At 67.1% G+C, this 26,129-nt stretch carries 21 protein-coding genes; 9 read left to right on the top strand and 12 right to left on the bottom strand.

Features of this window, described 5'->3' with window-relative positions; translation table 11 throughout:
- The 7 genes from DT069_RS24135 to DT069_RS24105 all read left to right on the top strand — a co-directional run.
- Nucleotides 1-1,839: primosomal protein N' (locus DT069_RS24135; protein ID WP_119462905.1), on the top strand; the 1,839-nt coding region annotated here is incomplete at its 5' end.
- 208 nt (nt 1,840-2,047) lie between these two features.
- Nucleotides 2,048-2,608, top strand: coding sequence for a F0F1 ATP synthase subunit delta (locus tag DT069_RS24130; RefSeq protein ID WP_119462904.1), 561 nt, complete (start codon nt 2,048-2,050; stop codon nt 2,606-2,608).
- Nucleotides 2,608-4,137, top strand: coding sequence for a F0F1 ATP synthase subunit alpha (atpA, locus tag DT069_RS24125; RefSeq protein ID WP_119462903.1), 1,530 nt, complete (start codon nt 2,608-2,610; stop codon nt 4,135-4,137). Before DT069_RS24130 ends, atpA begins: the two co-directional genes overlap by 1 nt.
- Before the next feature lie 56 nt (nt 4,138-4,193).
- Nucleotides 4,194-5,084, top strand: a complete 891-nt coding sequence (locus DT069_RS24120; RefSeq protein ID WP_119462902.1) for a F0F1 ATP synthase subunit gamma — start codon at nt 4,194-4,196, stop codon at nt 5,082-5,084.
- 58 nt (nt 5,085-5,142) lie between these two features.
- Nucleotides 5,143-6,570 (top strand): F0F1 ATP synthase subunit beta, encoded by a 1,428-nt coding sequence (gene atpD / locus DT069_RS24115; protein ID WP_119462901.1) that lies wholly within the window; start codon nt 5,143-5,145, stop codon nt 6,568-6,570.
- A 15-nt stretch (nt 6,571-6,585) separates the two neighbouring features.
- Nucleotides 6,586-6,999: a F0F1 ATP synthase subunit epsilon gene (locus tag DT069_RS24110; protein WP_119462900.1), complete on the top strand. Its 414-nt coding sequence runs from the start codon at nt 6,586-6,588 to the stop codon at nt 6,997-6,999.
- 121 nt (nt 7,000-7,120) lie between these two features.
- A complete protein-coding gene (locus tag DT069_RS24105) occupies nt 7,121-7,936 on the top strand; it encodes a ferritin-like domain-containing protein (protein ID WP_162913431.1) in 816 nt (271 codons plus the stop codon).
- A 189-nt stretch (nt 7,937-8,125) separates the two neighbouring features.
- Here DT069_RS24105 and DT069_RS24100 read toward each other — a convergent pair whose 3' ends face one another.
- The 7 genes from DT069_RS24100 to rlmH form a co-directional block, all read right to left on the bottom strand.
- The gene (locus tag DT069_RS24100) at nt 8,126-8,605 is read right to left on the bottom strand and encodes a peptidylprolyl isomerase (RefSeq protein ID WP_119462898.1); all 480 of its coding nucleotides are present in this window, start codon (nt 8,603-8,605) and stop codon (nt 8,126-8,128) included.
- Nucleotides 8,606-8,609: 4 nt separating this feature from the next.
- A complete protein-coding gene (locus DT069_RS24095; protein ID WP_119462897.1) occupies nt 8,610-9,122 on the bottom strand; it encodes an RNA pyrophosphohydrolase in 513 nt (170 codons plus the stop codon).
- The gene (locus DT069_RS24090; RefSeq protein ID WP_162913430.1) at nt 9,119-10,375 is read right to left on the bottom strand and encodes a divergent polysaccharide deacetylase family protein; all 1,257 of its coding nucleotides are present in this window, start codon (nt 10,373-10,375) and stop codon (nt 9,119-9,121) included. The genes DT069_RS24095 and DT069_RS24090 overlap by 4 nt, the downstream gene beginning before the upstream one ends.
- A gap of 54 nt (nt 10,376-10,429) precedes the next feature.
- A complete protein-coding gene (locus DT069_RS24085) occupies nt 10,430-11,734 on the bottom strand; it encodes a S41 family peptidase (protein WP_119462906.1) in 1,305 nt (434 codons plus the stop codon).
- A 5-nt stretch (nt 11,735-11,739) separates the two neighbouring features.
- Nucleotides 11,740-12,963 carry a murein hydrolase activator EnvC family protein gene (locus tag DT069_RS24080; protein ID WP_162913429.1) on the bottom strand — a complete coding sequence of 408 codons (1,224 nt, stop codon included), beginning with the start codon at nt 12,961-12,963 and terminating at the stop codon, nt 11,740-11,742.
- A gap of 97 nt (nt 12,964-13,060) precedes the next feature.
- Nucleotides 13,061-14,653, bottom strand: coding sequence for a 2,3-bisphosphoglycerate-independent phosphoglycerate mutase (gene gpmI, locus DT069_RS24075; RefSeq protein WP_119462894.1), 1,593 nt, complete (start codon nt 14,651-14,653; stop codon nt 13,061-13,063).
- 76 nt (nt 14,654-14,729) lie between these two features.
- Nucleotides 14,730-15,191, bottom strand: coding sequence for a 23S rRNA (pseudouridine(1915)-N(3))-methyltransferase RlmH (gene rlmH, locus DT069_RS24070; RefSeq protein WP_119462893.1), 462 nt, complete (start codon nt 15,189-15,191; stop codon nt 14,730-14,732).
- A 132-nt stretch (nt 15,192-15,323) separates the two neighbouring features.
- Between rlmH and DT069_RS24065 the strand changes: the two genes are divergently transcribed.
- Complete coding sequence (locus DT069_RS24065; protein ID WP_119462892.1) at nt 15,324-16,331, top strand: GlxA family transcriptional regulator; 1,008 nt, start codon at nt 15,324-15,326, stop codon at nt 16,329-16,331.
- A gap of 80 nt (nt 16,332-16,411) precedes the next feature.
- Here the strand turns inward: DT069_RS24065 and DT069_RS24060 are convergent, their stop codons facing one another.
- Nucleotides 16,412-16,828 (bottom strand): DsrE family protein, encoded by a 417-nt coding sequence (locus DT069_RS24060; RefSeq protein ID WP_119462891.1) that lies wholly within the window; start codon nt 16,826-16,828, stop codon nt 16,412-16,414.
- 134 nt (nt 16,829-16,962) lie between these two features.
- Nucleotides 16,963-18,303 (bottom strand): tetratricopeptide repeat protein, encoded by a 1,341-nt coding sequence (locus tag DT069_RS24055; protein WP_119462890.1) that lies wholly within the window; start codon nt 18,301-18,303, stop codon nt 16,963-16,965.
- A 183-nt stretch (nt 18,304-18,486) separates the two neighbouring features.
- On the opposite strand from DT069_RS24055, the gene DT069_RS24050 reads away from it, so the two are divergent.
- Nucleotides 18,487-19,449, top strand: coding sequence for an AraC family transcriptional regulator (locus DT069_RS24050; RefSeq protein WP_119462889.1), 963 nt, complete (start codon nt 18,487-18,489; stop codon nt 19,447-19,449).
- A 59-nt stretch (nt 19,450-19,508) separates the two neighbouring features.
- On the opposite strand, the gene DT069_RS24045 is transcribed toward DT069_RS24050, so the two are convergent.
- The 3 genes from DT069_RS24045 to DT069_RS24035 all read right to left on the bottom strand — a co-directional run.
- Nucleotides 19,509-23,963 (bottom strand): translocation/assembly module TamB domain-containing protein, encoded by a 4,455-nt coding sequence (locus DT069_RS24045; protein WP_119462888.1) that lies wholly within the window; start codon nt 23,961-23,963, stop codon nt 19,509-19,511.
- 60 nt (nt 23,964-24,023) lie between these two features.
- The gene (locus DT069_RS24040) at nt 24,024-25,907 is read right to left on the bottom strand and encodes an autotransporter assembly complex protein TamA (protein ID WP_119462887.1); all 1,884 of its coding nucleotides are present in this window, start codon (nt 25,905-25,907) and stop codon (nt 24,024-24,026) included.
- A gap of 24 nt (nt 25,908-25,931) precedes the next feature.
- Nucleotides 25,932-26,129: hypothetical protein (locus DT069_RS24035; RefSeq protein WP_425450515.1), on the bottom strand; the 198-nt coding region annotated here is incomplete at its 5' end.

The following is a 26,129-nucleotide window of genomic DNA, read 5'->3' as shown; positions in this document are numbered from 1 at the left end:
CTGCGCCTGGCCGAGGGCGATCCCGCCGCGCGCGGCGTCCGCCTGACGCCTGCCCGGCAGCGGGTGATCGATGCGCTGGCCGGCGAGCCGCCGCGGTCGGCCGTCGAGATCGCCCGCGCGGCCGGCGTCGGCGTCGGCGTGGTCAAGGGCTTGGCCGAGGCCGGGCTGCTGACGCCGGTCGCGCTGCCGCCCCCGCCGGCCTTCGCTACCCCTGACGGCGAGCACAACGGCCCGACATTGGCCCTGCCCCAGGCAAGCGCGGCAGCGGCGCTGACCGCCGCGGTGGAAGCGGCGGCGTACAGTGCCATCCTGCTCGATGGCGTTACGGGCTCGGGCAAGACCGAGGTCTATTTCGAGGCGATCGCGGCCGCGTTGCGGGCCGGCCGCCAAGTCCTGGTGCTGTTGCCCGAAATCGCCCTCAGCGCGCAATGGCTCGACCGCTTCAAGGCGCGGTTCGGGGCCCGCCCGGCGGTCTGGCATTCCGACCTGACCGCGGCCGAGCGCCGGGTCGCCTGGCGGGCGATCGCAAAGGGCCAGGTGCGCGTCGTCGTCGGTGCTCGCTCCGCCTTGTTCCTGCCCTTCCCGGATCTCGGCCTGATCGTCGTCGACGAGGAGCATGACGGCGCCTTCAAGCAGGAGGATGGGGTCATCTATCAGGCCCGCGACATGGCCGTCGTCCGCGCGCATCTCGCCGCCATGCCGATCGTCCTGGTCTCGGCGACGCCGTCGCTGGAGACGGTCCAGAACGTCGCGGCGGGGCGCTATCGGGCGCTGCATCTGCCCGACCGGCATGCCGGAGCCAGCCTGCCGGAGATCGTCGCGGTCGATATGCGCGTCGACCCGCCGCCACGGCAGAGTTGGCTCTCGCCGACCCTGCGGCAGGCGGTGATCGAAACCCTTGCGGCGGGGGAGCAGGCGATGCTGTTCCTGAACCGCCGCGGCTACGCGCCGCTGACCCTGTGCCGGGCCTGCGGTCATCGGCTGCAATGTCCGAACTGCACCGCCTGGCTGGTCGAGCACCGGCTGAGCGGCCGGCTGCAGTGCCATCATTGCGGCTTCATGACGCCCCTGCCCACCGAATGCCCCTCCTGCGCCGCGCCCGGCCGCTTCGCGCCCTGCGGGCCCGGGGTGGAGCGCCTGGCGGAGGAGGTGGCGGCGCTCTTCCCGCAGGCCCGGGTCGTGGTCATGACCAGCGACACGATCACCGGGCCCTTGTCGGCGGCGGAGGTCGTGCGGCGGATGCAGGCGCATGAGGTGGACCTGCTGATCGGCACTCAGATCGTCGCCAAGGGGCACCACTTTCCCCTGCTCACCCTGGTCGGCATCGTCGATGCCGATCTCGGGCTGCATGGCGGCGATCTCCGCGCCGCCGAGCGGACATACCAGCTCCTGCACCAGGTCGCCGGCCGCGCCGGTCGGGCGGAGCGGCCCGGCCGGGTGCTTCTGCAGACCTACGATCCGCAACATCCGGTGATGCGGACGCTGATCTCCGGCGACCGCGACCGCTTCCTCGAGAACGAGGCGGAGGACCGCCGTCATGCCGGCATGCCGCCCTTCGGGCGCCTCGCTGCTCTGATCCTGTCCGGTCCCGACCCCGAAAGCGTCGACGCGGCGGCGCGGGTGCTCGGCCGCATAGCGCCGCATGGTGATGGCGTCCTCGTGCTGGGACCGGCGCCGGCGCCGCTCGCCATCCTGCGCGGCCGGCACCGGCGCCGATTGCTCCTGAAATGCCGCCGCGACCAGTCGCCGCAGGCGCTGATCCGGCAATGGCTGGACGGACTCAGGCTACCCGCAAATGTCCGCCTCCAGGTCGACATCGATCCCTACAGCTTCCTCTGACGAGGCGATTTTCGAGTGACGCCGACACCGGTCCCGGATGCGGCGATCGGCTGTGTCGGCTCCGGTTGCAACGCCCCGCCTCCTGTGTTAAACACCGCTCGCCTTGCGGCGACGGGCTATCCCGCGCCCAGGGTTTTCTTTGGGATTCTTTGGTCGTCGCGTCCTCGAAACGGGGGCGCGTTCAACAAGAAGGCGGAGGCGGTTCGAGGTGGCAGCCCGAGGCAACGGCCCAGGCGGGCTTGCGGCGCGATATGCCGCGGCGCTGTTTGACTTGGCGGATGAGAAGAAAGAGCTGGACTCGGTCGCGGCCGATCTTTCTGCCCTGAAGTCGATGATTTCCGAAAGCGAGGCGTTGGATCGGCTGCTGCGCAGCCCGGTCCTATCGCGCGAGGAGCAGGGCCGCGCGATGTCGGCGCTGCTGGAGAAGGCCGGCACCGGGGACTTGGTCCGCCGCTTCGTCGGCCTCGTCGCCGAGAACCGGCGGCTGTTCGTGCTTGCCGACATGATCGACGCCTATCTCGCCCAGCTGGCCTCGCGCCGCGGCGAGGTGACGGCGCAGGTGACGTCGGCGCATCCTCTGTCCGACGCCCAGCAGCAGGCCGTTACCGAAGCCCTGCGGCGGGTGGTCGGGGGCAAGGTCGCCGTCGACCTGAGCGTGGATCGGAGCCTGATCGGCGGGCTGATCGTCAAGGTCGGCAGCCGCATGATCGACAGCTCCTTGAGAACCAAACTGCAGAGACTGCAAATCGCCATGAAAGGGGTCGGATAATGGAAATCCGCGCCGCGGAAATCTCCGCGATCCTCAAGCAGCAGATTGAGAATTTCGGAACCGAGGCCGACGTCGCCGAGGTCGGTCAGGTGCTCTCGGTGGGTGACGGCGTCGCCCGCGTCTACGGCCTCGACAATGTCCAGGCCGGCGAGATGGTGGAGTTTCCTGGCGGCATCCGCGGTATGGCGCTGAACCTCGAGACCGATAATGTCGGTGTCGTGATTTTCGGCTCCGACCGTGACATCAAGGAAGGCGACACCGTCAAGCGGACCGGTGCCATCGTCGACGTGCCGGTGGGCCGCGGGCTGCTCGGCCGCGTCGTCGACGCGCTCGGCAACCCGATCGACGGCAAGGGGCCGCTCACCGATGTCACCCGCCAGCGCGTCGAGGTCAAGGCGCCCGGCATCATCCCGCGGCAGTCGGTGCATGAGCCGGTGCAGACGGGCCTGAAGGCGATCGACGCCCTGGTGCCGGTCGGGCGCGGCCAGCGCGAGCTGATCATCGGCGACCGCCAGACTGGCAAGACCGCGGTCGCGATCGACGCCATCCTGAACCAGCGCGGCGTCAATGCCGGCGACGACGAGTCGAAGAAGCTCTACTGCATCTATGTTGCCGTCGGGCAGAAGCGATCGACCGTCGCCCAGATCGTCAAGACGCTCGAAGACAACGGCGCGCTCGAATACTCCATCGTCGTCGCCGCCACCGCCTCCGAGCCGGCGCCGCTGCAGTTCCTGGCGCCTTATGCCGGTTGCGCGATGGGCGAGTTCTTCCGCGACAACGGCACCCATGCGGTGATCATCTATGACGATCTGTCGAAGCAGGCGGTCGCCTATCGCCAGATGTCGCTGCTGCTGCGCCGCCCGCCGGGGCGTGAGGCCTATCCGGGAGACGTCTTCTATCTGCATTCACGGCTGCTGGAGCGCGCCGCCAAGATGAACGCGGAGCATGGCAGCGGCTCGCTGACCGCGCTCCCAATCATCGAAACCCAGGCGGGCGACGTGTCGGCCTATATCCCCACCAACGTGATCTCGATCACGGACGGGCAGATCTTCCTCGAGACCGCGCTGTTCTATCGGGGCATTCGGCCGGCCATCAATGTCGGCCTGTCGGTTAGCCGCGTTGGCTCGGCCGCGCAGATCAAGGCGATGAAGCAGGTCGCCGGCCGCATCAAGCTGGAACTGGCGCAGTATCGCGAGATGGCGGCCTTCGCGCAGTTCGCGTCGGATCTCGACGCGGCGACGCAGCGGCTGCTGGCCCGGGGCGCACGCCTGACGGAGCTTCTGAAGCAGCCGCAATTCTCGCCGATGCCGGTGGAGGAGCAGGTCGTTTCCATCTTCGCCGGGGTGCGCGGCTATCTCGATTCCGTGAAGGTCGACGACGTGAACCGGTTCGAGGCCGCGATGCTGTCGGAGATCCGCGCCAACCATGGCGGAATCCTCGAGGCGATCCGGCGGGAACGGGCTCTGTCGGAGGAGACCGAGGGCAAGCTGAAGTCGGCCCTCGACAGTTTCGCCAGGACCTTCGCCTGAGCGGGGTACCGCTCAAGCCTTGGTCTAATCTCTGACAATCTCCGGAACCGCGCGGCATGCCAAGCCTCAAGGACCTTAAGAACCGCATCAACAGCGTGAAGTCGACGCAGAAGATCACTGCGGCCATGAAGATGGTCGCGGCGGCGAAGCTGCGTCGGGCCCAGGAGCAGGCCGAGGCGGCTCGCCCCTTCGCCGAGCGGATGGAGCGGGTGCTGAGCTCGCTTGCCGGCGGCATGGCCGGACAGGAAGGGGCATCACCGCTGCTGGCCGGCACCGGCGCCGATACCGTCCATCTGGTCGTTGTCATGACCTCCGACCGGGGGTTGTGCGGCGCCTTCAATTCATCGATCGCGCGCGGCGCGCGTCGGGTGATTCGCGATCTGTTGGGTCAGGGCAAGCAAGTCAAAATCCTCTGCGTTGGCCGCAAGGGCCGCGATCAGTTGCGACGCGATTTCGGCAAGCTGATCATCGGCACGATCGAGGATGTCGGGCGACCGCGGCTCGGCTTCGACGCGGCGGACATGATCGCCCATCGCGTGCTGGAGATGTTCGAGGCCGGCGAGTTCGACGTCTGCACGGTGATCTACAACCAGTTCAAGTCGGCCATCACCCAGATCGTCACGGTCCAGCAGCTGATTCCCTTCGCCCAGCCGGAACCTGCGGCCGGCGCGGCGAATGCCGGCGGCGAGCGGCCGTTCTACGAGTACGAGCCGAGCGAGGAGGAGATCCTGAGCGAGCTGCTGCCGCGCAATCTGGCGGTGCAGTTCTATAAGGCTCTGCTTGAGAATGCGGCTAGCGAACACGGCGCTCGGATGACGGCGATGGACAACGCCACGCGGAACGCCGGCGATATGATCAACAAGCTCAGCATCACCTACAACCGCACGCGCCAGGCCACCATCACCAAGGAGCTGATCGAGATCATCTCCGGCGCCGAGGCAGTGTAACACGGGAAGAGACCCGGTCCCGGATCGCCGGGGCCGATCAGGTCAGGAGGACGTCATCATGGCAAAGAACATTGTCGGTAAAATCACGCAGGTGCTGGGCGCCGTCGTCGACGTGCAGTTCGAGGGCGAGCTGCCGGCGATCCTGAACGCGCTGCATGCCGAAAACCATGGCAACCGCCTGGTGCTGGAAGTGGCGCAGCATCTCGGCGAGAGCACGGTGCGCACCGTCGCCATGGACTCGACCGACGGCCTCGTCCGCGGTCAGCAGGCGGTCGACACGGGCGCGCCGATTTCCGTTCCCGTCGGGCCGGAGACGCTCGGCCGCATCATCAACGTGATCGGCGAGCCGATCGACGAGCGCGGCCCCGTCAATACCAAGATGCAGTATCCGATCCACCGGCCGGCGCCCGAGTTCGTCGAGCAGTCGACCGAGGCCGAGGTCCTGGTCACCGGCATCAAGGTCGTCGATCTCCTGGCGCCCTATGCGAAGGGCGGCAAGATCGGCCTGTTCGGCGGCGCCGGCGTCGGCAAGACCGTTCTGATCATGGAACTGATCAACAACGTCGCCCGGGCGCATGGCGGTTATTCCGTGTTCGCCGGCGTCGGCGAGCGCACCCGCGAGGGCAATGACCTCTATCACGAGATGATCGAATCGAAGGTCATCCGGCTCGAGGACGGCGCCGAGTCGAAGGCGGCGCTGGTCTATGGCCAGATGAACGAGCCGCCGGGCGCCCGCGCCCGCGTCGGCCTCACCGGCCTGACCCTCGCCGAGTACTTCCGCGACGAGGAGGGGCAGGACGTGCTGTTCTTCGTCGACAACATCTTCCGCTTCACCCAGGCGGGCTCCGAGGTGTCGGCGCTTCTGGGCCGCATTCCCTCGGCCGTCGGCTATCAGCCGACGCTGGCGACCGACATGGGCGCGCTGCAGGAGCGGATCACGACGACGAAGAAGGGCTCGATCACGTCGGTGCAGGCCATCTACGTGCCCGCCGACGACCTGACCGACCCGGCGCCCGCTACCTCCTTCGCCCATCTCGACGCGACGACCGTGCTGTCGCGGCAGATCGCCGAGCTCGGCATCTACCCGGCGGTCGATCCACTCGACTCTACGAGCCGCATTCTCGACCCGCGCGTCGTCGGAGAAGAGCACTATCAGGTCGCCCGCGACGTGCAGCGCGTGCTGCAGACCTACAAGTCGCTGCAGGACATCATCGCCATTCTCGGCATGGATGAGCTGTCCGAGGACGACAAGCTGACCGTCGCCCGCGCCCGGAAGATCCAGCGCTTCCTGTCGCAGCCCTTCCACGTCGCCGAGGTCTTCACCGGCTCGCCGGGCGTGCTGGTCAGCCTCGAAGAAACGATCCGCGGCTTCAAGGGCATCGTCGCCGGCGAGTATGACGATCTGCCGGAGTCGGCCTTCTACATGGTCGGCACGATCGACGAGGCGATCGAGAAGGCGCGGAAGATGGCGGCCGAAGCCGCTTAAGGGGACATAGCGAGCATGGCCGATCAGATTCAGTTCGAACTCGTCGCGCCGGAGCGGCTGCTGTTGTCGCAACCGGTCGAGATGATCGTGCTGCCGGGCGCCGAGGGCGACTTTGGCGTCCTTCCCGGTCATGCTCCGTTCGTCTCGACGATCCGGCCGGGCGTCATCGCGGTGTTCGATGGCGGCCAGGTCACCGAGCGGCTGTTCATCGCCGGCGGCTTCGCCGAGGTAACGCCCGAGCGCTGCACGGTCCTCGCCGAGGAGGCGATGCCCGTCGGCCAGCTCGATCGCGGCGCCATCGACACGCAGATGCGCGAGGCGCGCAACGACCTTGCCGACGCCAAAGACGATGGCGATCGCGCCGCCGCCGAAACCCGGATCACCGTCGCCGAAGCCAAGCTGGCGGCGATGGAGGGGACGGTCTACTGACCGCTTCTGCCCACCCTTTTGAGGGTTAACGTGTTGAAACGGCAGGAGAAAGTACTTTAGCCGCCCCCCTTGCATGAGCCGGCCGATCATTCCAGAATACGGCAAAAGATCGCGGGGCATCATGAAGCATTGGACGCTGGAGGATATCCCTTGGGGGCGCTTCGACGCGTCCCGGGTTGATCCGGAGATCGTCAAGGTCGTCAAGGCGGCCAGCATGGTCGAGGCGAACGGCGGCGACTACGCCACCTATCTCTGCAACGTCTTCCACGACGATCCGCAGTTCCAGGCCGCGGCGCGCGACTGGGCGGTCGAGGAAGTGCAGCACGGTGCGGCGCTTGCCCGCTGGGCGGCGCTCGCTGATCCGGATTTCGATTTCGACGCCTGTTTCCGGCGCTTCACCGACGGATATAAGATCGTGGTCGATGCCGATCGCTCGATCCGCGGCTCGCGCAGCGGCGAGCTTGTCGCCCGGTGCATCGTCGAGACGGGGACGAGCTCCTACTACACGGCGCTGATGGAGGCGACGGACGAGCCCGTCCTCAAGGAGATCTGCCGCAATATCGCCGCCGACGAGCTGCGCCACTACAAGCTGTTCTATGTCCATCTGAAGCGCTATCTCGACCTCGAGAAGGTCGGCGCGCTGCGCCGTCTCCTGGTGGCGCTCACCCGGATCACCGAGTCTGAGGATGACGAGCTCGCCTACGCCTATTACGCGACCAACGAGCCGTCCGCGTCTTATGACCGCAAGCGCTATAGCCGTGCCTATGCCCGGCGCGCTTACGGCTTCTACCGGCCGCAGCATGTCACGCGCGGGGTCGCCATGGTCTTGAAAGCCGTCGGGCTGAAGCCGCATGGCCGCGTCAACGCGACACTAAGCCGGTTCGTCTATCGCTTTCTGACAAGCCGCAGCCAACGCCTCGCACGCGCCGGCGCTTGAGATTACGCCGATCACCGTTCGGCGTCGGCACTGCCCCTCACCCCGACCCTCTCCTCGTCGGCTTCGCCGGCAGACTCAAAAAGTGGCGGGCAAAGCCCGCAAGCGGGGCGAGGGAGAAGAGAAAGCCCTCGCCCCCTTCAGGGGGAGAGGGTCGGGTGAGGGGGCGCTTGAAACCCTGCGGCTTCCGCATCAATTCTTGAAGTCGATCCCGAGAATGCGGTCGCCCTGCTCCAGCGACAGCATCGCGTCGATACCGTCCGTCACCTGACCGAAGACCGTGTGCCGCCCGTCGAGATGCGGCTGCGGATCGAGAACCAGGAAGAACTGCGAGCCGCCGGTGTCGCGCCCGGCATGGGCCATCGACAGCGCGCCTTGCTTGTGCTTGTGCGGGTTGCCTTCGGTCTCGCAGGCGATGTGCCAGCCGGGGCCGCCGGTGCCCGTACCCTCGGGACAGCCGCCCTGCGCGACGAAGCCGGGGATCACCCGGTGGAAGCTGAGGCCGTCATAGAACCCCTCGCTCGCCAGCTTGTGCCAGTTGGCCACAGTGTTCGGGGCCTCCTCCGGGAACAGTTCGATCGTGATGTCGCCCTTGTCGGTCTTAAGGACGCAGGAGGTCAGGGACCGTAGCAGTTCGGGGGCGATGTCGTGTGCGGTCAGTCTATTGCGCATGAGTTCATGTCTCCTTCCGATATTGTCCGACCAGATATCGGAATTCGTCGACGAGGTCGAGATAGAGCTGCTGCTTGAACGGCACGATCAGGCGCGGCAGTTCCTCGATCTCGATCCATCGCCAGTCGGCGAACTCCGGCTGCGCCGTGTTGATGTCGATGTCGCTGTCTTCGCCGGTAAAGCGGAACAGGAACCATTTCTGCTCCTGGCCGCGGAAGCACCCGCCCCAGACCAGTGGCACCAGGTCCAGCGGCAGATCGTAGCGCAGCCAGTTGCGGCTTTCGCCCAGCAATTCCACATGGTCCGTTCCCGTTTCCTCCAGAAGCTCCCGGCGGGCGGCGACCTCGGGCGTTTCGTCTCCGTCGATGCCGCCCTGCGGCATCTGCCAGGCTTCGGTGCTCGTATCGATTCGCCGCGCGACAAATACCTGACCCTGCCGATTGAGCATCATGATGCCGACGCCGCGGCGATAGGGCAGTTGGGCGATGTTTTCCGGTGAAGGCAAGGGTGCGTTCATTGCTCCTCCTGCTGGTCGGCGAGCGCCGAGACCGGCGCCAGGACCAAGCCTTTACGGTCGAGCGTCCGCACCCATTGGTCGAGGCTCTCGATGGTGATGGGATAGGGCGAGGCCATCGCGACGGCGAATCCGGTCGTGCGGGCCTGATGTTCGATCTGCATGAGGCGGCCGTCGATCGCAACCCGGGAGGCCTCATGATCCAGGAACCTGTCATTGATCGCCCGCGGTACCTCCGCCTCGCGGGCGACGCGTGCGGCGACGCTGCCTGGTGCGACGCGCGGATCGACGAACATCAAGCCGCGATCGCCGAGAGACCGAAGAATCGGCCGCAGGTCTTCCGCAGACGTCGTGAAGCGCGAGCCCATCCAGGGCACGACGCCGACATAGCCCTCTGCCTGATCCAGGATTCCGGTGAGACGGGCCCGGTTCTCCGCCACTGACAGCGAGGTGAGCAGCGCCTTCGGTCCCGGATCGTCGCGCGGGAAGCTGACCGGCTCCATGGGAAGGTCGAGCATCACCTCATGCCCGTCCGCCCGTGCGGTGTCGATCCATTCCTGCAGGTTCCGGGCGTAGGGGCTGAAGGACAGCGTCACGTTCACCGGCAGCCGCTGGATCGCCGCCCGCGTCGCTCCCTCGCTGAGCCCGAGCTCGGCGACGATCACGGCGATCCGCGGCCGTGTATTGTCCGCCTCGAACGGCCGGGCGAAACGCTGCCAGGCCGGCAATGCGACGCCGGGTGGGGCGACGCCGCGCAAGGTGGCCGCGGCCACTTGCGGTCCCATATCGGCTTGCTCGACCGGCGCCTGTTCGACCGCGCTCCCGGGCGCCGGCGGGGGTTCGGCCGCTTCGGCGGAAGCCTGCTCGGCGATCGGAAGCGCCGGTGCCGCCGGGATCACGACCGGCTCTTGTGCTTGCTTGTCGGACGCCATCGGTGGTTCGACCGCCGCGACCGGTAATTGCGTCTCTGCCTTTTCGGCCTCAGGGACAGCTGCCTCTGGGGCGGCCGCCTCAGAGGCTGTTGCCTTAGGGACCGTTATTTGGGCCGGCGCTTCCTCCAGCTCGGCCGTCTCCAGCGGAATCTCGTCCAGGGGCGGCAGCGCGACCTCGACCTGCGGCGTGGCGGAGAGCAATGGGACGAGCTCCCCGGTATAGCGGAGCCACGCGGCGGCAACGCCGACAACGGCCAGAATCAGAAGCGCGCAAATCAGCGCCCCCCAGCCGCCCCGGCGCGTTGCTTGGGGCGGCTGGCTCACCACGGGTGAGAAAGGCGCAGCGGCACGGCTGTCCGGTAGGCGTCGGTTCGCGTGCTAGTTCACCGACGACTTGGCCGTGATCAGGGCAAGACCGCGCAACAGGTCGAGCGCGCGCGCCAACTGGTAGTCCTGCGGGCCAGCCGCTTCACCATCCGCGCCCTCCGCGCCCGAGTCCTCCGGCGGAGTCGCGGCGGCGTCCGGTTCCGTCGTCGGCGCGTTCTCATTCTCCAGCGCGCCGCGAAGGTCCGCCTCATGCCGGATCATCCCCTGCTCGATGGGCTCGATCCGTGCCTGTGCGACGACGATGTCCGGCTTGATCCCCTTGGCCTGGATTGATCGGCCCGACGGCGTGTAGTAGCGCGCCGTGGTCAGGCGGATGGCGCCATGTCCGGGAACCGGAATGATCGTCTGCACCGAGCCCTTGCCGAAGGACTCCATGCCGAGAATGATCGCGCGGCCATGATCCTGCAGCGCGCCGGCCACGATCTCCGAGGCCGAGGCGGAGCCGCCATTGATGAGAACCACCAGTGGCAAGCCATTGATGAGATCGCCGTCCTCGGAGTTGAAGCGCTGGGCCTCGTCGGCCGTGCGCCCCCGCGTCGACACGATCTCGCCCTTGTTCAGGAAGGCGTCGGACACCGCGACCGCCTGGTCCAGAAGACCGCCGGGATTGTTGCGCAAATCGAGCACGACTCCGTCGAGCTTGCCGCCGGATTCCTCCTCCAGTGTGCGCACCGCCTCTTCCAGCCCGATGTCGGTCTGTTCGTTGAAGTTGGTGATGCGGATATAGCCGATATCGCCTTCCAGCCGCGAACGCACAGACTGGACCGTGATGATCGCCCGCGTTATCGAGACCTCGAACGGTTCTTCCTCACCGCGCCGGATGGTCAGCGTGATGGCGGAATCGACCGGTCCGCGCATCCTGTCGACGGCGTCGGCGAGGCTGAGCCCCATCACCGCCTCCCCGTCGAGGTGGGTGATCAGGTCGCCCGGCTGGAGGCCGGCCCGCGAGGCGGGCGTGTCGTCGATCGGAGAGACGACCTTGACCAGGCCCTCCTCCATCGTGACCTCGATGCCGAGCCCGCCGAACTCGCCCTTCGTCTGCGACCGCATATCGTCGAAATTGTCGGCATTGAGATAGCTCGAATGCGGATCGAGCGATGTCAGCATGCCGTTGATCGCGGCTTCGATCAGTTCCTTGTCGCTGACCTCTTCGACATAGTCGGCGCGGACCTTCTCGAAGACATCGCCGAACAGGTTGAGTTGCCGGTAGGTTTCCGAGTTGTTTTCCGCCGTACCGACGAAGGGGAGTATCAAGACGAGCGTTGCGGCAGCGGCCGCCATTTGGAATTTACGCATCTTTCTCATTCTACCTCGCTATCGCGGGTCTTCAGCCATGGCAAAGGATTAATCGGTTCGCCGTCGTGGCGCAGTTCCAGATAGAGTTCCGGGCTGCCGTCCATTGCCGGGCCCATAATGCCCACCGGTTCGCCGGCGAGCAGCCATTGCCCTACCTCGGCATCGGTTCGGCCTAATCCGACAAGTAGACTATGATAGCCTCCGCGGTGTTCCAGGATCAAGATTTCCCCATAACCGCGAAACGGCCCGCGGAACACGACCTGCCCATCGAAGGGGGCAACGATCTGCGCCTGCTCGCGGGTCGCGATCCGGACACCCTTGCTGGTCAACCCGACGCTGGAGGTTTCGTCGAACAGGGTCACCAGCTCGCCGCGGGCCGGCATGGTCAGGCTGGCCTGCTCCGCGGGAAACGTCCGGATCGTCTCCGGAGTCGGCAGGCGCATCACTGCGGCCGGCTCTGCGGTGTCGGGCGCCAAGCGCGGCGGCGGGGGGGGCACGGGAAACAGCATCGCCGTCTGGGTCGGCTTCCTGGGCGGTGGCTTCGCCGTCAGCCGGGCGATCAGGTCGCGCAGATTCTCCGCCTCGCGGGCCAGCGCGGCGACCCGCTCGGCTGCGGCCGCCTCGCTTTTCGCGGTGGTCTGCCGCAACGCGTGCTTGCGTTCGATCAGCGCGGCGATGCGGTCGTTCTCGGCCTCGAGCGCCGCGACCGCGACCGCCATCTTCTTGCGCTTCTGCTCGGCCTGTTCCCGGAGGTCGCGGAGCTCGCCGAGCTGCTGCTGCAGCGCCGTCGCCTGCGTTTGCAGCGCCGGCACGGCAACCTTCAGCAGCATGGCGCTGCGTACCGTGTCGATCGGCGAGTCCGGTCCGATGATCAGCGCCTCCGGCGGTTGCAGCGCCAAACGCTGCAGCGCCGCAAGGGCTTGTGAAAGCTGCGACCGGCGTCGGTCCAGGGCGGCGCTTTTCTCGCGCTCCCTCTTCTCGACCACGGCCAGGCTGTCTTCGAGCTGCGAAACCTCTTCCTCGTAATCCTGTGCCGCCCCCGCCGCGGCGATCATCTCGGCGCGAAGCGCGGCGATCTCCTCGGCCAGCGCCGCCGCTTGGCTCTTGAGCGTCTCGACGCGGTTCCGGTCGGCTTCGAGGTCGCGCTCGATCCGCTCAAGCCTTTCGCCGCCTTCCCTGGCTTGCCTCCGGGGAGTTTCCTGGGCCTGCGCATTGGCGGCGATGAACAATGCGGAGAGAATCGCAGAGACGGCGAGGGGTCCGCCTCGCGTCCAAGCGCCGCGTGGATCCGCTCGCCGGATCAAGAACCGGGTCAGGGGGGCTGTCCTAGACCGAGGCACGCCGCTCGCGAGCCGCATCGCGATCGCCGGACTCCGCGGCTTCGGCGATCAGGGACTGGCCGGTCATCTCTCGCGGCTTCGGCAGCCCGAGCAGCTCCAGCAGGGTCGGTGCGACGTCGGCAAGCGCGCCATCCGCCAGGGTCGAAATACCGGCCGGCGGATTGACCAGAACCGCGGGAACGCGATTCAGCGTGTGGGCCGTCTGCACCTCTCCGGTGTCGGGGTTCCGCATGGTTTCGGCGTTGCCATGATCGGCCGTGATCAGCATCGTGCCGCCGGCGCGGGTCACCGCCTCCACCAGCCGGCCGAGGCAGCGGTCGACGGCCTCGACCGCCTTGATCGCGGCGTCGAGATTGCCGCTGTGGCCGACCATGTCGGTGTTGGCGTAATTCACGACGACGAAGTCGAACCGGCCGCTGTCGATTGCCTCGACCAGGCGGTCGGTCACCTCGAAAGCCGACATCTCCGGCTTCAGGTCATAGGTCGCCACCTTGGGCGACGGGACCAGGATCCGCTCCTCGCCCGGGAACAGGGTCTCTTCGCCGCCATTGAAGAAGAAGGTGACGTGGGCGTATTTCTCCGTCTCGGCGATTCGCAGCTGCGTGAGCCCCGCTTCCGCCAGCACCGCGCCCATGACGTGGCGCAGCGACTCCGGCGGGAACAGCGTCAGAAGATAGGGATTGAGCGTCGTCGAATACTCGGTCATGCCGGCGGCTGCGGCGAGCTTGAGCGGCCGGCTGCGGGCAAAGCCGTCGAAGTCGGGATCGAGCAGCGCGCCGAGCAGCTGACGGACGCGGTCGGCCCGGAAGTTTGCCATCAGCACGCCGTCGCCGTCTGCCATTCCGCGATACTCGCCGATGACCGTCGGCCGGACGAACTCGTCGGTTTCGCCGCGGGCATAGCCGGCATCGATCGCCGACAGGGGATCGGCCGCCTCCTCGCCCCGCCCGTCGACGATCGCGTCATAGGCAAGCTGCGTCCGGTCCCATCGCTTGTCGCGGTCCATCGCGTAGTAGCGGCCGTCGACGGTGGCGACGGCGAGTCCCGGCAGGTCCCGCGTCACCGCGAGAAACTCTTCCATATAGCCGCGCGCGCTCGAAGGTGGCGTGTCGCGCCCGTCGAGAAAGGCGTGCACGGCGATCGGAACCCCGGCTTCGGCGACGATCCGGGCGAGCGCCACGATATGCGTCTGCATGGAATGCACGCCGCCGGGCGACATCAGACCCATCAGATGGCAGGTGCCGCCGGACTGCTTCAGCCGGTCGATGAACGCGTGAAGTCGCGGATTCGCGGCCAATGCGCCCGAGGCGATCGCCTTGTCGATCCGCGGAAGGTCCTGCAGGACGACGCGTCCGGCGCCGAGATTCATATGACCGACCTCGGAATTTCCCATCTGGCCGGAGGGCAGTCCGACAAAAGTCTCGGAGGCGTCGATCAGCGAATGCGGAGAGCCGCGCATCAGTCGATCCCATGTCGGCGTCTTCGCCAGACGGATCGCGTTGTCTTTCTCGACGTCGCTGTGGCCCCACCCGTCGAGGATGCAGAGGACGACGGGGCGGCGGTTCTGTTTCTCGCTCATGCGGGATATATAGAAATGGTTAGCCGCTTCTAAAGGGTTAACAAATCCCCAAATCGGCCGGCAGGATACCCTGTTCTCACTCCCGGTGATAGGGGTGGTTGGCGAGGATCTGCTGCGCCCGGTAAAGCTGCTCCGCCAGGAGCCCGCGGACCAGAAGGTGCGGCCAGGTCATCCGGCCGAGCGACAGAACCAGATCGGCGCGCGCCGTGACCGTCGACTCTAGGCCATCGGCTCCGCCGATCAGGAAGGCGATTTCGGCCACACCCTGGTCGCGCCAGCGGCCCAGCAGATCGGCGAACTCGGTGCTGGACAACATCTTGCCGCGCTCGTCGAGCGCGACGACCCGGGCCTCCCGCTTCGGCAAGGCACCGAGGAGCAGTTCGCCCTCCCGAGCCTTCATCTCCTCCGCCGAGAGGCGACGTCGCTCCTCCACCTCCTTGATCTCCAACGGCCAGGCGATCCGCCGCCGATAGGCCTCGACCAAGTCGCGCGCCGGTCCGGCCCTGGCGCGCCCGACTGCCGCAACGAGAATCCGCATGACCAGCCCTCCATTTCCCGATGTCGACCAAAACCGCGCGCCCGATGCAAGCATCTTGTCCCCGGCGCGACATCGATTATGCTCATGCGCCATTCCCGCCCAATCCACGGAGTGAGGGTAATCCGGTCACCCATGTTCGGAAGCGTACCTTCAGAGCTTCCGCAGCGTATCGCCTTCTTCGTCGTCCCGCAGTTCGCGATGATGGGATTTTCGTCGGCGATCGAGCCGCTGCGCAGCGCCAATCGGATGAGCGGTCGCCAGCTCTATAGCTGGCATATCCTGTCCAAGGACGGCGCGCCCGTGGCGGCGAGCAACGGAATCGCGGTCGTGCCGGAAGCCTCCATCGCCGATGCGCCCCGGTTCTCCACTCTCGTCGTCTGCGCCGGAATCGACGCGCATCTCTATGCCGACAAGGCGGTGTTCTCCTGGCTGCGGCGGCTCGACCGCCAGGGGACCGATATCGGCGCCATTTCGCTCGGCAGCTATATTCTGGCCCGCGCCGGTCTGCTCGATGGCTATCGCTTCACGCTCCATTGGGAGAACCTGTCCAGCTTCATGGAGGCCTTTCCCGATCTGAACGCCACCTCGGAGCTGTTCGAGATCGACCGCAAGCGGTTCAGCTGCTCGGGCGGAACCGCCGCGCTCGACATGATGCTGCATCTGATCGCCCTGCAGCATGGCCACGAACTGGCCGCCGCCGTCTCCGACCAGTTCATCCACGAGCGCATGCGCGACCGTCACGACCAGCAGCGCATGGCCCTGCCGGCGCGTCTCGGCATCCGGCATCCGAAGCTGGTGGCCGTGATCCGCCAGATGGAGGGAAGCCTGGAAGAACCGATCAGCCGGGCTGATCTCGCTGACGCGGTCGATCTGTCGAGCCGGCAGCTCGAGCGGCTGTTCCGCAAATATCTCCGTCGCACGCCGACGCGATATTATCTCGAGCTGCGCCTCAATCGAGCGCGGCTGCTGCTGCTGCAGACCGACATGTCGGTGCTCGACGTGGCGCTCGCCTGCGGCTTCGTCTCGGCCTCTCACTTCTCAAAGTGCTACCGCGAGTTCTTCGGCAAGACGCCGCGCGAAGAACGGCTGCTGCCGCCCGAATCCGCGTCCGCGGCGGAGTCCGCGCCGCTTGGGGCCTGATCCGGTCACATCGAATCGATGTGACCGGATCAGTCGCCAGTTATCTGAATCAGAGCACGGTGCCTTCCCGAAGCGGCACTTCAGAAATACTGACAATGGTCCGCCGTCATCGCCTTCTCGGTCAGGAACCACCCGGGGTCGACGATTCCGTCTACCCCCGCGATAAGGTCCGAAGCGTCAACCTCGAATGTCTGCGCCGCATAGCGGCAACCGTAGAGACGCACATTGCCGGTGCCGAGGAGAAGCTTCAGGAACTCCTCGATCTCCGTCGGCTCACCGTCCGCCGTCATGCGGGCGTGCAGCCACTCGGCGTCATCCTTGTGCCGGCCCTCAATGGCGAGCGAGGCAGCGCCTTCGCTGGTCAGGGCTCTCACCGCCCATAGCAGGAAGAGCATGTCGACTTTCACGCCCTTTCGGGCCTGGGTGTAGGCAAAGGTCAAAGGCGTGAGGATCTTGTCGTATGCGTCGTCGCGCACGACGATTGCCAGACGGTCCATGGTCAGTCCTCCAGTCTCAGCGGGTTGACAGTGCCGGTGATGTCTCGGAGCCGTCGCCTTGACGGCCGACCGATTACCGCGAACCAGTCACGTCCCGCCGCCAGAGAACGGAGGCGGCGGGACGACCGGCAAACTCAGGCCGCTCTCTTGCTCGATACCGCACCGTCCCGGCTACGCGACAAGAAGCTGCGATTGACCGGACTGTGAGGCTTCAACGCCAGTCGCTCGTTGGAGAGCGCTTCGGCCAGCTTGCTGAACCCACCACGAACCGCTGCCTCGGTCAGTGTGCAGTCGATGATGTCGCGCTGTGCGTGGCTCCCGCCGAAGCTGTTGGCGATGAATCGCGCACCGTGGAGGCGATCGGTCGCGGTCTGGTAGTCGCCCCGCCAGAACGCCGCGAACCCTTCGACCAGAGGCAATGAGGTTCGCCGCGCCCATTCGGCAACTTCGGACGTGTCGCCGCCGTTGTTTCGATATGTGGCGATAATCCGGTCAACGTCGCTGTCCCGGCCCGCGCCGAGGTAAGCCATCACGGCATGCCAGTCATTGAACGGATAGGTCCGCCCATCCGCGTGGCTGTCCCAGGTCGTCGCTACCTCGTTCCAGCGCTCCCCGACATCGTAGCCCGAGAGGTTGAGCCGCCAGAGGAGCGCTGAGGCATCGACGAGGTCGATCGCGACAGTGCTGCGGTCCTGCCGGATCGGTCCGTCGTAAAGCGCCAGAACCTCGTCGGTCTGCCCGAGGTCCAAGTGATAGAGCGCGCGGTGCCACCAGTTGTGGACCTTGAAGAAATTATCGTCGCCGGACCAATAGGGCTCGCGCGCGATCATCCAGCCAATACCGTCTTCGACACGCCCCTGCATCTCCATCACGTGGGCAACGGCGTGGTGCGCCCAGCAATCGAGCGGTTGCAATTCGACCGCCCGGCGACCGGCTTCTTCGGCCCGCGCATAGTCGCCGGTTTCTTCGAGCCCGAATGAGTGCATCCCGAGCAGGATCGGGTAGCCCGGCATGTCGGGCGACCATATCGGCAGCACCCGCGCGATACGGTCCCGCAGATCGCGGGCACTGGCGCGGAAGAAATCCATGAGATGGCCGGACTGGAGCGCCACGATGTCGCGTGGATAGAGCGCGTTGTGTCGGTCCAGAGCCACGGCGGCGGCCGTCCACCGCCCCGCGACGAGCAGGTCGAGCGCGGCAATATGGGAGGCTTCCCGGTCCGAGAGGCGCAATGTCTTCACCTTGCCAAGGATGGCCTTCGCCTCCTTCGTCGCCTCCGGTTCCGTCGCGAGGCCGAGCAGATGGGCCTTCAGAATATGCGCCATCGCGAACTCAGGGGCGGCCTCGACTGCACGATCCAGTATGGCGACGGGATCGCCGCGATAGATGTTGAACATCTCGATGGCCTGGTCGAACAGGTCGGCAGCCTCGGCTGTCGCACCTGAGAGTGCATTGTCCTGCTTGTCGGTTATCATGACTGGGTTTCTCCTCCGGTTACTTGCAGGCTGATCCGGTCGGCATCTTGAGGACATTGATCGTCTTCGACAACGACTGCCGGATCTTCAGCTTCGGTGCTAAGCTAGACCTGCGGAGAAACGGCGAGAATGAGTGAGGCGCCGGAACGTTTGACCGATCCGCCGAAGCTGCAATGAACTTGGATGATGGACGTTATCTCGGACATGCTGCGCGCCATGCGCCTCACGGGCGGCGTCTTTCTCGACGCCGAATTCACCGCGCCCTGGTGCGTGACAGCACAGGTGGGGCCGGAGGATTGCGCACCGTTCATGTCCCAGCCGCGTCAGATCATCGCCTATCACTACGTCACGGCAGGACGGCTTTTGCTCAAGGTCAGCGGCCAGACCCCGGTCCCTGTCCAGCGCGGCGAGATCGTTGTGTTGCCGCGCAACGATCATCACGTCATCGGTAGTGCTTTGAATCTTCGGCCCGTCAGCGCCGAACACCTGATCAGGCCCAACCCGGATGGCGGGCTGGCGCAAATCGTTCACGGAGGCGGCGGAGAGCGAACCCATATTCTCTGCGGGTTCTTAGGCAACGATATGCCATACAACACCCTAATCGCGATGCTGCCGAGCGTCCTGAAGCTCCATGTCGCGGATGGTGCATCCGGGAATTGGATAGAGAGCTCCTTTCGGTTTGCCGCGAAGGAACTGGCCGAGGGCAATGTCAAGTCACCGGCGATCCTCGCCAAACTTGCCGAGCTCCTGTTCATGGAGGCAGTGCGCCGATATCTTGCCACGCAACCGCCCGACCGCAGCGCCTGGGCGGCAGGCATGCATGATCCAATCGTCGGGCGCGCACTGGGCCTCCTTCATGGTCAGATGACCCGACGCTGGACCACAGAAGATCTTGCCGGGGAGATCGGCCTCTCCCGCTCTGCGTTCGCAGAGCGCTTCACACGGATCGTCGGCGAACCACCCATGCGCTACCTTGCCCGGCAGAGGTTGGTACACGCTTCCATGCTGCTCAGAGAAACGGTCGATGCCATCGCGCGCATCGCCTATGAAGTCGGCTACGAGTCCGAAGCTGCTTTCAATCGAGCATTCAGACGTGAGTATGGCGTCCCCCCTGCGGCGTGGCGCAGGGATGATGCGAAACGCTGACGGTGAAGCAGACCTGGTCGTGCGCCTGCTGACCTTGGCCCTTCTCACGAATATACGGCCTAATAATCGTATCGCCATTTGATGCCGGCGCCGGTCTGGGAATTCGCCCCGACCTCCGTATCGATGGTGATGTTCGGCGTGACCTCGATCTCGACCGATACCGCACCACCCTCATCTTCGCGCCCGAGGCCCTGCTCGTACTCGACGAAGATATCGTCCGTCAGGTACTTGCCGACCGCGACGCTCGTCGTCGTGCCGCCCGGTTCCTCGGTTCCGTCCTCGGCCACCGTCGGCGCCCGCTCCGTGGTCCGCAGGTCGAGCACATCGACGCCGAGGAGGTTGCGTGCCTCTCCGACCAGGTCGAGACCGCCGCCCCCCCGCAGCGTGCTGACGGCCGCCGCGAGCTTGATCGCCTGGACCGGCGTGATGCTCGCGATATCGCGTCCGAAGAGCAGCCGCGCGAGCACCTCGTCCTCCGGCAGCGGCGGTTGCGAACTGATCGCGAGCTCGGGTGCGGTCGCATCGCCGCGGACGGCGACCTCGGCGATGACGCCGTCGCCGAGGTCGGACGTCGCCGCGACGTCGATGTTCGGCGCGGGCGGCCGGGCGCCCGGGAAGCTGATGATGCCGCGCGTTATGTTCAGGCGGTTGCCGAGGAGATCCATCGTCCCGCGCTCCACCTCCAACTTCCCGACGATCTGCGGCGCCGCCGCGGTGCCGCCGATCCGCACGCCGCCCTCCCACTCTGATTCCAGGCCGCGGCCGCGCACGAACACGCGGCTCGCATTGACGTTGAGCTGGAGGCTTATGGCGTCTGCGGCGAGCAGGTCTTCGCTTGGCGCCGGCTCGGTGATGATCTCGCCGGTTTCGCTGATCTCGATCACGTCGAGATCGACCACCGAGGGCGGCAGGCGATCTGGAATCCGGATCTCGGCCGGCCCGACCGAGACATCGCCGCTGAGCAGGGCGTCGCCGCCCAGATTGCCGTTGAAGGTCAGCGCGCCGCCGGCCTCCGCCACGCCCTCGGGGAGCCGGACCAGCACCGCATTCGCGAATCTCAGATCCAGGGTGAAAGGGAACCCGCCACCGGCGGTGCGGTCCACGGCCGCGAGGTCGATCCTGCCCGAGCCGCTGATGGTTCCCTTGCCGCCGTCCGTCGCCTTCAACCGCTCGACGGTGATCTCGGTTCCTTGTGCGGCGAGCGCGGCGTCGATATCGGCCAGCACCGTTCCGGTCGCGAGATTTTGATAAAGGCCATCGGCGATCCGGGCGTGGCCGTCGAGACGGGGGGCCGCGACCGTGCCGGTCAGGCCCAGGTCGATATCCAGCCGACCATCCAGCCGCTGGTCGTCGAGCAGCAGCAGCGAAACGAGGCGGGACAGTTCAGCCTCCGCCCGCAAACGACCATCGAGCGCGCCGCTTTGCGGCACCGATGCGGCAAAGGGCTGCAACGACAGCGTCAGCGGGATCGTCGCCGTGGCGGTGATCGGCGTCTCGAACAGGTGGGACGCCCGCAAGGCGATCCGCAGCGTCTCGTCCCGGAAGCCGGCGTCGAGGTGGAGGTCGAGCGACGGCGCGTCGCGGAAGGCCGGATCGTCGAACGCGATGCCGGTCGCCGTCGCGGCGATCTCGGCCTGCGGCCGCTGCGGCGTGCCGGTAACGGTCAGCATCGCCGAGGCGCTGCCCAGCGCGGACGGGCCGCCGAACCGCTCCGCCAGCGCCAGGGGCAGATCCGCAATTTCCGCCTGCAGATCGATGCTGCTCGGGCTGAAGCCGCCGGACGCGTCAACCCGCCCCCCGGCCACCATCATCGACAGTTGGTCTATCGCGAGGCCGCCGTCGCGCAATCGAACCGTGACCGGCCGGACCAGGGAGATCGGCTCTCCGGCATAGCGCCCGTCCAGCCGGTCCAAGGCCAGTGTGCCGAGCCCAGAAGTTCCATCAGGGGCAGCCGCGAACGAGCCGGCGAGATCGACTTCGAACGGGTCGCGCGCCGTGCCGTTCGCAATCGCGGCGAAGGCGATCCGCTGCGGTCTGCCCCGGAGATCGGCCGTCAAGCGGTCGACCTGCACCGCCGCATGCCGCAGATCGGCAAGCGCGATCTCGGCCTGTCCTTCGGGATCGGCAAACGCATTGCGGATATCGGCGCTGACCGTCACTTGGCCGATCGCACCGAACGGGCCGGACAGGTTGCTGCCGCTCAAATCGGCCGCGAGGCGTTGCCCGCCGTCCTCGGGATCAAGGCGCAGGTCCAGCGCGATGCCGCCGCCGAGCTCGAGGCCGAAGAACCGAGTCAGCGGGTCCAGATCCGCCGCCTCGATCCGCAAGGCGCCGTCGGCGAGGAATCGGCCGAGATCGATCGCCACCTCGCCCTCGACGTCGACGCCGGGGTCGAAGCCGATGCTCGACAGGATCAGCTGCTGGTTCCCCGACCGCTCGCTTCGAAGCGCGAAGCCGGTCGCCAAGGCAACTCTGTCCTGGCCGCGCGTCAGTGCAAGATCGACCTTGCCTTCAGGTTCGGCCGTCAAGGCCTCGGCTCGAACGGTCGCCAGCGCCTGGTCGAAGCGCTGGCCTGCTAGGGCGAGTTGCCGGCCGTCGGCCGTCGCCGTCAGCATCGGGTTGCCGAGCGGACCGGTGGCCTCTCCGTCGATCCGTAGCGAGCCGGCAAGGTCCGGCGCGACGGCGGGCGACAGGACGGCGAGGCGCGGCACCGCCAGGCCGAAACGCGCCTGCAGATCCTTCGCGGCAAGGTCGATCGCGGCCTCTGCGGTCAGGTCGGCCGCCTGCCCGTCGACCGTGATATCGGACAGCGTGAGATCGCTGCCATTGGCTAGGGAGGCATCGGCGGCGAAGGTGACCGCGTTTCCGAGCAGAGCCGCGAGGGCAGGGGGCAGCGGGTCGAGTCGGTCGAGCTGTCCCTTGACCGTCGCCTTGCGCGGCTCCGCCAGGCTGCCCTCCGCCTCGACATGAAGCCGGGGTGCCGTCGGCAGTTCCGCCAGATCCCCCGCCGGATCCAGGGCCGCGAGCCGCTCCAGATCAAGGACGTCGACCGTCGCGTCGAGGCCGAAGCGCTCGCCGTCGAGCTGCCCCGCGACTGTGAGCGCGACGCTCTGGCTCGTCAGGCTCAGTTGGTGAAGGTCGACCGCTCCTCCTTTGGGCAGATCGGCGTCCAGCATCCAGACGAAATCGTCCTGGCCCTGCAGCGGTGCGCCGTCCACGGCAAGACCCTCGATCCGGCCGCCGGCGTCGAGGCGGAAACCGGACGACTCCTCGCTCGCTTCGTCCAGGTCCGCGAACTGCACCTTGCCGGCAAACCGCGTCGCCGCGACCCCGGCCGCCTGCAGATCGTCGACGGACAGATCGACGGTGAGCTCGGGCAGGCGCAGCGGCCCGGAGAACCGGCCCGACGCCGCCATCCTGCCGGCGAGCGGGGTGTTCGCCAGCTTCTCGAACGCCTTCAGCGCCGGGACGTTCAGGTGGAACGTACCCTCCGTAGTTTGCGCCGCGAGATCGATCTGCGCCTCGGCTTCCGCCGTCGCGGCGCCTGTCGTGACCTTGAACGCCTCGACGACAAGGCGATCACCCCCAGCATCGTCCTCTGCCGGGCGCCGCAGTCGCAGCGCGAAGCGCGTCTCGGGGTCGAGCAGCGGGGCCGCGCCCGCCGGCAGCAGCCGCGGCTCGATATCGAGGGTTCCGTCCGCCGCGACGGCAAAGGCGGACAAATCGGCCGCCGCCTGCAACGTCAGATCCGCATCGACGCGGCCAAGCCCACCGGCTGCTCCGGCAAGCCGGCCGTGCCAATCCGTGACCGGCGCGGCGCCCTTGAGGCTGAGGATAAGGTCGGTGCCGGGCGGCGTGCCGGCGAGACCTGCGACGAGGCCACCCGTCTCCTCCGCCTCGAGATCGGCGGTCAGGACCGGCGCGCTCCCCTCGCGCGGGGCGAGCGACGCTGTCGCCGCCAGCCGCGCCGTCGGCTCGTCTCGCCGGTCGAGCCGCAATGCGATCTCGAACTGCTCGCGCGGATCGGTGGTCTGGAGTCGGCCATCAACGGTGAACACCGCCCGCTCGCCCAGTAGCGGCGCGCCGAGGGTGAGTGTCTCCACCGCCAGCCGGTCGACGGCGATGCCGAGCAGGCCTGTCGGCAGGCCCGGGATCTCGAAGGGCTTCCGTTCCTCCGGTTCGGGCGGAGCGGTTTCCGCATCAGGCAAGCGTTCGAGAGTGAGGCTCGAGGCGCTGAGTTCCTCGATGGCGAGCCGCCCGCGGAACAGCGCCGATGGCGCCCACGAAAAGCGGAAGCCGTCCAGGTCGAACCAGACGCCCTCGGCATCGCGGATGGTCAGATCATCCAGCCGAAGGTCAAAGGGCGAGCCGCTGAAGTCTCCGAACGCGACGTCGTTGCCGGGCGCCAGCCCAAGCTCCACCAGCCACGCAAGCTGCCGCTTGCCGAAATCGAACTGTGCCACGCCGAGGACGATCGCGAGGACGATGGGCAGGAGATAGACGAGAAAGCCCAAGGCTCACGCCTTGCCGACGCTGTGTGTCTGAATGTCCGTTCTCACCCGATGATCACCCGCTTAGAACGCCTGTCCGATACTTACATAGAGTTGGAACGAGGCATCGGCATCCCTTGGGTTGAGCGGAACCGCGACGTCGAGCCGCAAGGGGCCGATCGGGGTGAAATAGCGGAAGCCGAGACCGCTTCCGACCAGCAGCTCTTCGTCGAAATCGGGATAGACAGTGGAAAAGGCCCGGCCGGCATCGATGAAGGCGACGAAGCCGAGGGTCTCCGTCGCCTTGACCCGCAGCTCGCCGCTGAGCTCCAGGAAAGACCGCCCGCCGATCGGATCGCCGTCATCGTCGAGCTCGCCCGCTTCCTGGAAACTGAAGCCGCGCACCGAGCCGCCGCCGCCGACATAGAAGCGCTCGTCCGCCGGGATATCGTCCCGTTCGGAGCCGATGATCGATCCCCCGGCGCCTCGCCCCGCCAGCACGATCCGCGGCTCGTCGAAGACTTGGACATAGCGTGTATAGGCGGCGGAGCCGCGGACGAAGTTGACGCCGCTGCCCAGGACATCCTGGTAGGGTGCGACATCGGCCGCCAGCCGCCCGCCCCGTGTCGGGTCCAGAAGGTCGTCGCTGGTGTCCCAGCGGAAGCGGGCCGGCAGATAGACCAGGCCGAACTCATCCTTGTCGCCGTCGTCGCCTTTGTCCTCGACCAGCGCATATTTGAAGCCGACGCCGGCCGCGGCCACCATGCCGGGCCGCAATGTGCGCTCAAGCAGAACCTGCGTCTGCGCGTTTTCGCTGGTATAGGCATCCGTGTCGTCCCGGGCAAGGCGCCCCTCGGCGAGCAACGCTTGATCCGGCCGCAGGAAGGCGGGCTTTCGGAAGCCGGCCTCCAACGCCATCGTGATCGCGGACACGGAAGCGCCGATCTGCAGGCCCTCGCCGCGGCCGAACAGGTTGCGGTGCTCCCACGAGGCTTCGACGCGGGGCCCCTCTTCCGTCTGGTAGGAGATGCCGGCGGTGACCGTCCGGCTCTTGCGCTCGGTCAGGCTGATCGCGACCGGCAGGACGCCGTCCGCGGGCACGGTGTCGGCGCCGCGGATCCGCACCGTCGAGAAGAGGCCGGTCTCCAGGAGCGCGGTGCGCAGCTCGTTGAAGCGGCGGATGTCGAAAGGCTTGTTCTCCTGCCAGGGGATCAGCGCCCGAACGAACGGCTCCTCCACCGCCCGCAACCCGGTGATCGTCGTCGGGCCGAAGCGGGCCTTGGCGCCGGGATCGACCCGATAGGAAACCCGGACCTTGCGCGTTCGCCGATCGACCACGACTTGGCGTTCCGTGATCGTCGGATAGGGAAATCCCTGCTGCTGCAGCCGGCGCAGCAGGTTCTCCTGGGCAGCGACGATCTCGGCGGCGCGTGCGCGGCTGTTGATCTCCAGGCCGAGGTCGGCGGCGTCGGGAAGCTGCACCGGCATCTCTGCGGCCGCCTCGACTTGCGACAGTTCGACGCTCTCCAGCCGGAAGGCCGGCCCCCGGTCGATCCGGTAGACGAGGCGGACGGGCTTCGTGCTCTCGTCGATGTCCACCGCCACCTCCGCCTCGTAATAGCCTTCCGAGCGCAGGACGGTTCGCAGCCGTTCGGTATCGCGTTCGCCCCGGTGCTCCAGCAGGGTCAAGGTGGCCGGCGGGCGGTCCTCGAGCTCGACCGCGCTCGAGCTGGCTGCCAGAAGCTCGCGGAGGTTGTCGTTCTCGATGCCTTCGATGACGGTCTTGTAGGGGATTTCCGGGCCGCCCGCGGCAATCTCTGGAACCTCGAACTCGTCGGATGCACAGGCGGTGAGGAGAAGGAGGGTGGCCAGGAGGGGCCGGATACCCGTGCGGTGGCCCGTGTCGCGCCGTGGAGCGCCGCGCCGGGGGCGATCACGGGGATGGTCAGGGGACAGCCGCCGCCTCATCCGCCACGTCGGCGAATCCGGGAATCACTCTTCCTCGAAGACATGGTCGAGAGGATAGCCGATCTGCGCGCCGGCAACAGCGCCAGCGCCGCAGCCGAACAGCGCCGCATAGCCGGCACCGGCCAGGGTGGCGCCGCCCGTGGCCGGCGCAAGGGCCGCGGTCGACAGCGCGCCGAGGCCCGCCCCGGCGGCGCAGCCGAGGCTCGCCCCGGCGATGGTGTG

This window comes from Virgifigura deserti (assembly GCA_003576685.1).
Classification (GTDB): Bacteria; Pseudomonadota; Alphaproteobacteria; order Dongiales; family Dongiaceae; genus Virgifigura; species Virgifigura deserti.
This window is presented reverse-complemented; position numbering and strand designations above follow the sequence as displayed.

Coding starts and splice junctions, on each gene's coding strand:
- atpA (WP_119462903.1), top strand. CDS start 2,608: ATGGAAATCCGCGCCGCGGAAATCTCCGCGATCCTCAAGCAGCAGATT.
- DT069_RS24120 (WP_119462902.1), top strand. CDS start 4,194: ATGCCAAGCCTCAAGGACCTTAAGAACCGCATCAACAGCGTGAAGTCG.
- atpD (WP_119462901.1), top strand. CDS start 5,143: ATGGCAAAGAACATTGTCGGTAAAATCACGCAGGTGCTGGGCGCCGTC.
- DT069_RS24110 (WP_119462900.1), top strand. CDS start 6,586: ATGGCCGATCAGATTCAGTTCGAACTCGTCGCGCCGGAGCGGCTGCTG.
- DT069_RS24105 (WP_162913431.1), top strand. CDS start 7,121: ATGAAGCATTGGACGCTGGAGGATATCCCTTGGGGGCGCTTCGACGCG.
- DT069_RS24100 (WP_119462898.1), bottom strand. CDS start 8,605: ATGCGCAATAGACTGACCGCACACGACATCGCCCCCGAACTGCTACGG.
- DT069_RS24095 (WP_119462897.1), bottom strand. CDS start 9,122: ATGAACGCACCCTTGCCTTCACCGGAAAACATCGCCCAACTGCCCTAT.
- DT069_RS24085 (WP_119462906.1), bottom strand. CDS start 11,734: ATGCGTAAATTCCAAATGGCGGCCGCTGCCGCAACGCTCGTCTTGATA.
- gpmI (WP_119462894.1), bottom strand. CDS start 14,653: ATGAGCGAGAAACAGAACCGCCGCCCCGTCGTCCTCTGCATCCTCGAC.
- rlmH (WP_119462893.1), bottom strand. CDS start 15,191: ATGCGGATTCTCGTTGCGGCAGTCGGGCGCGCCAGGGCCGGACCGGCG.
- DT069_RS24065 (WP_119462892.1), top strand. CDS start 15,324: ATGTTCGGAAGCGTACCTTCAGAGCTTCCGCAGCGTATCGCCTTCTTC.
- DT069_RS24060 (WP_119462891.1), bottom strand. CDS start 16,828: ATGGACCGTCTGGCAATCGTCGTGCGCGACGACGCATACGACAAGATC.
- DT069_RS24055 (WP_119462890.1), bottom strand. CDS start 18,303: ATGATAACCGACAAGCAGGACAATGCACTCTCAGGTGCGACAGCCGAG.
- DT069_RS24050 (WP_119462889.1), top strand. CDS start 18,487: ATGATGGACGTTATCTCGGACATGCTGCGCGCCATGCGCCTCACGGGC.
- DT069_RS24040 (WP_119462887.1), bottom strand. CDS start 25,907: ATGAGGCGGCGGCTGTCCCCTGACCATCCCCGTGATCGCCCCCGGCGC.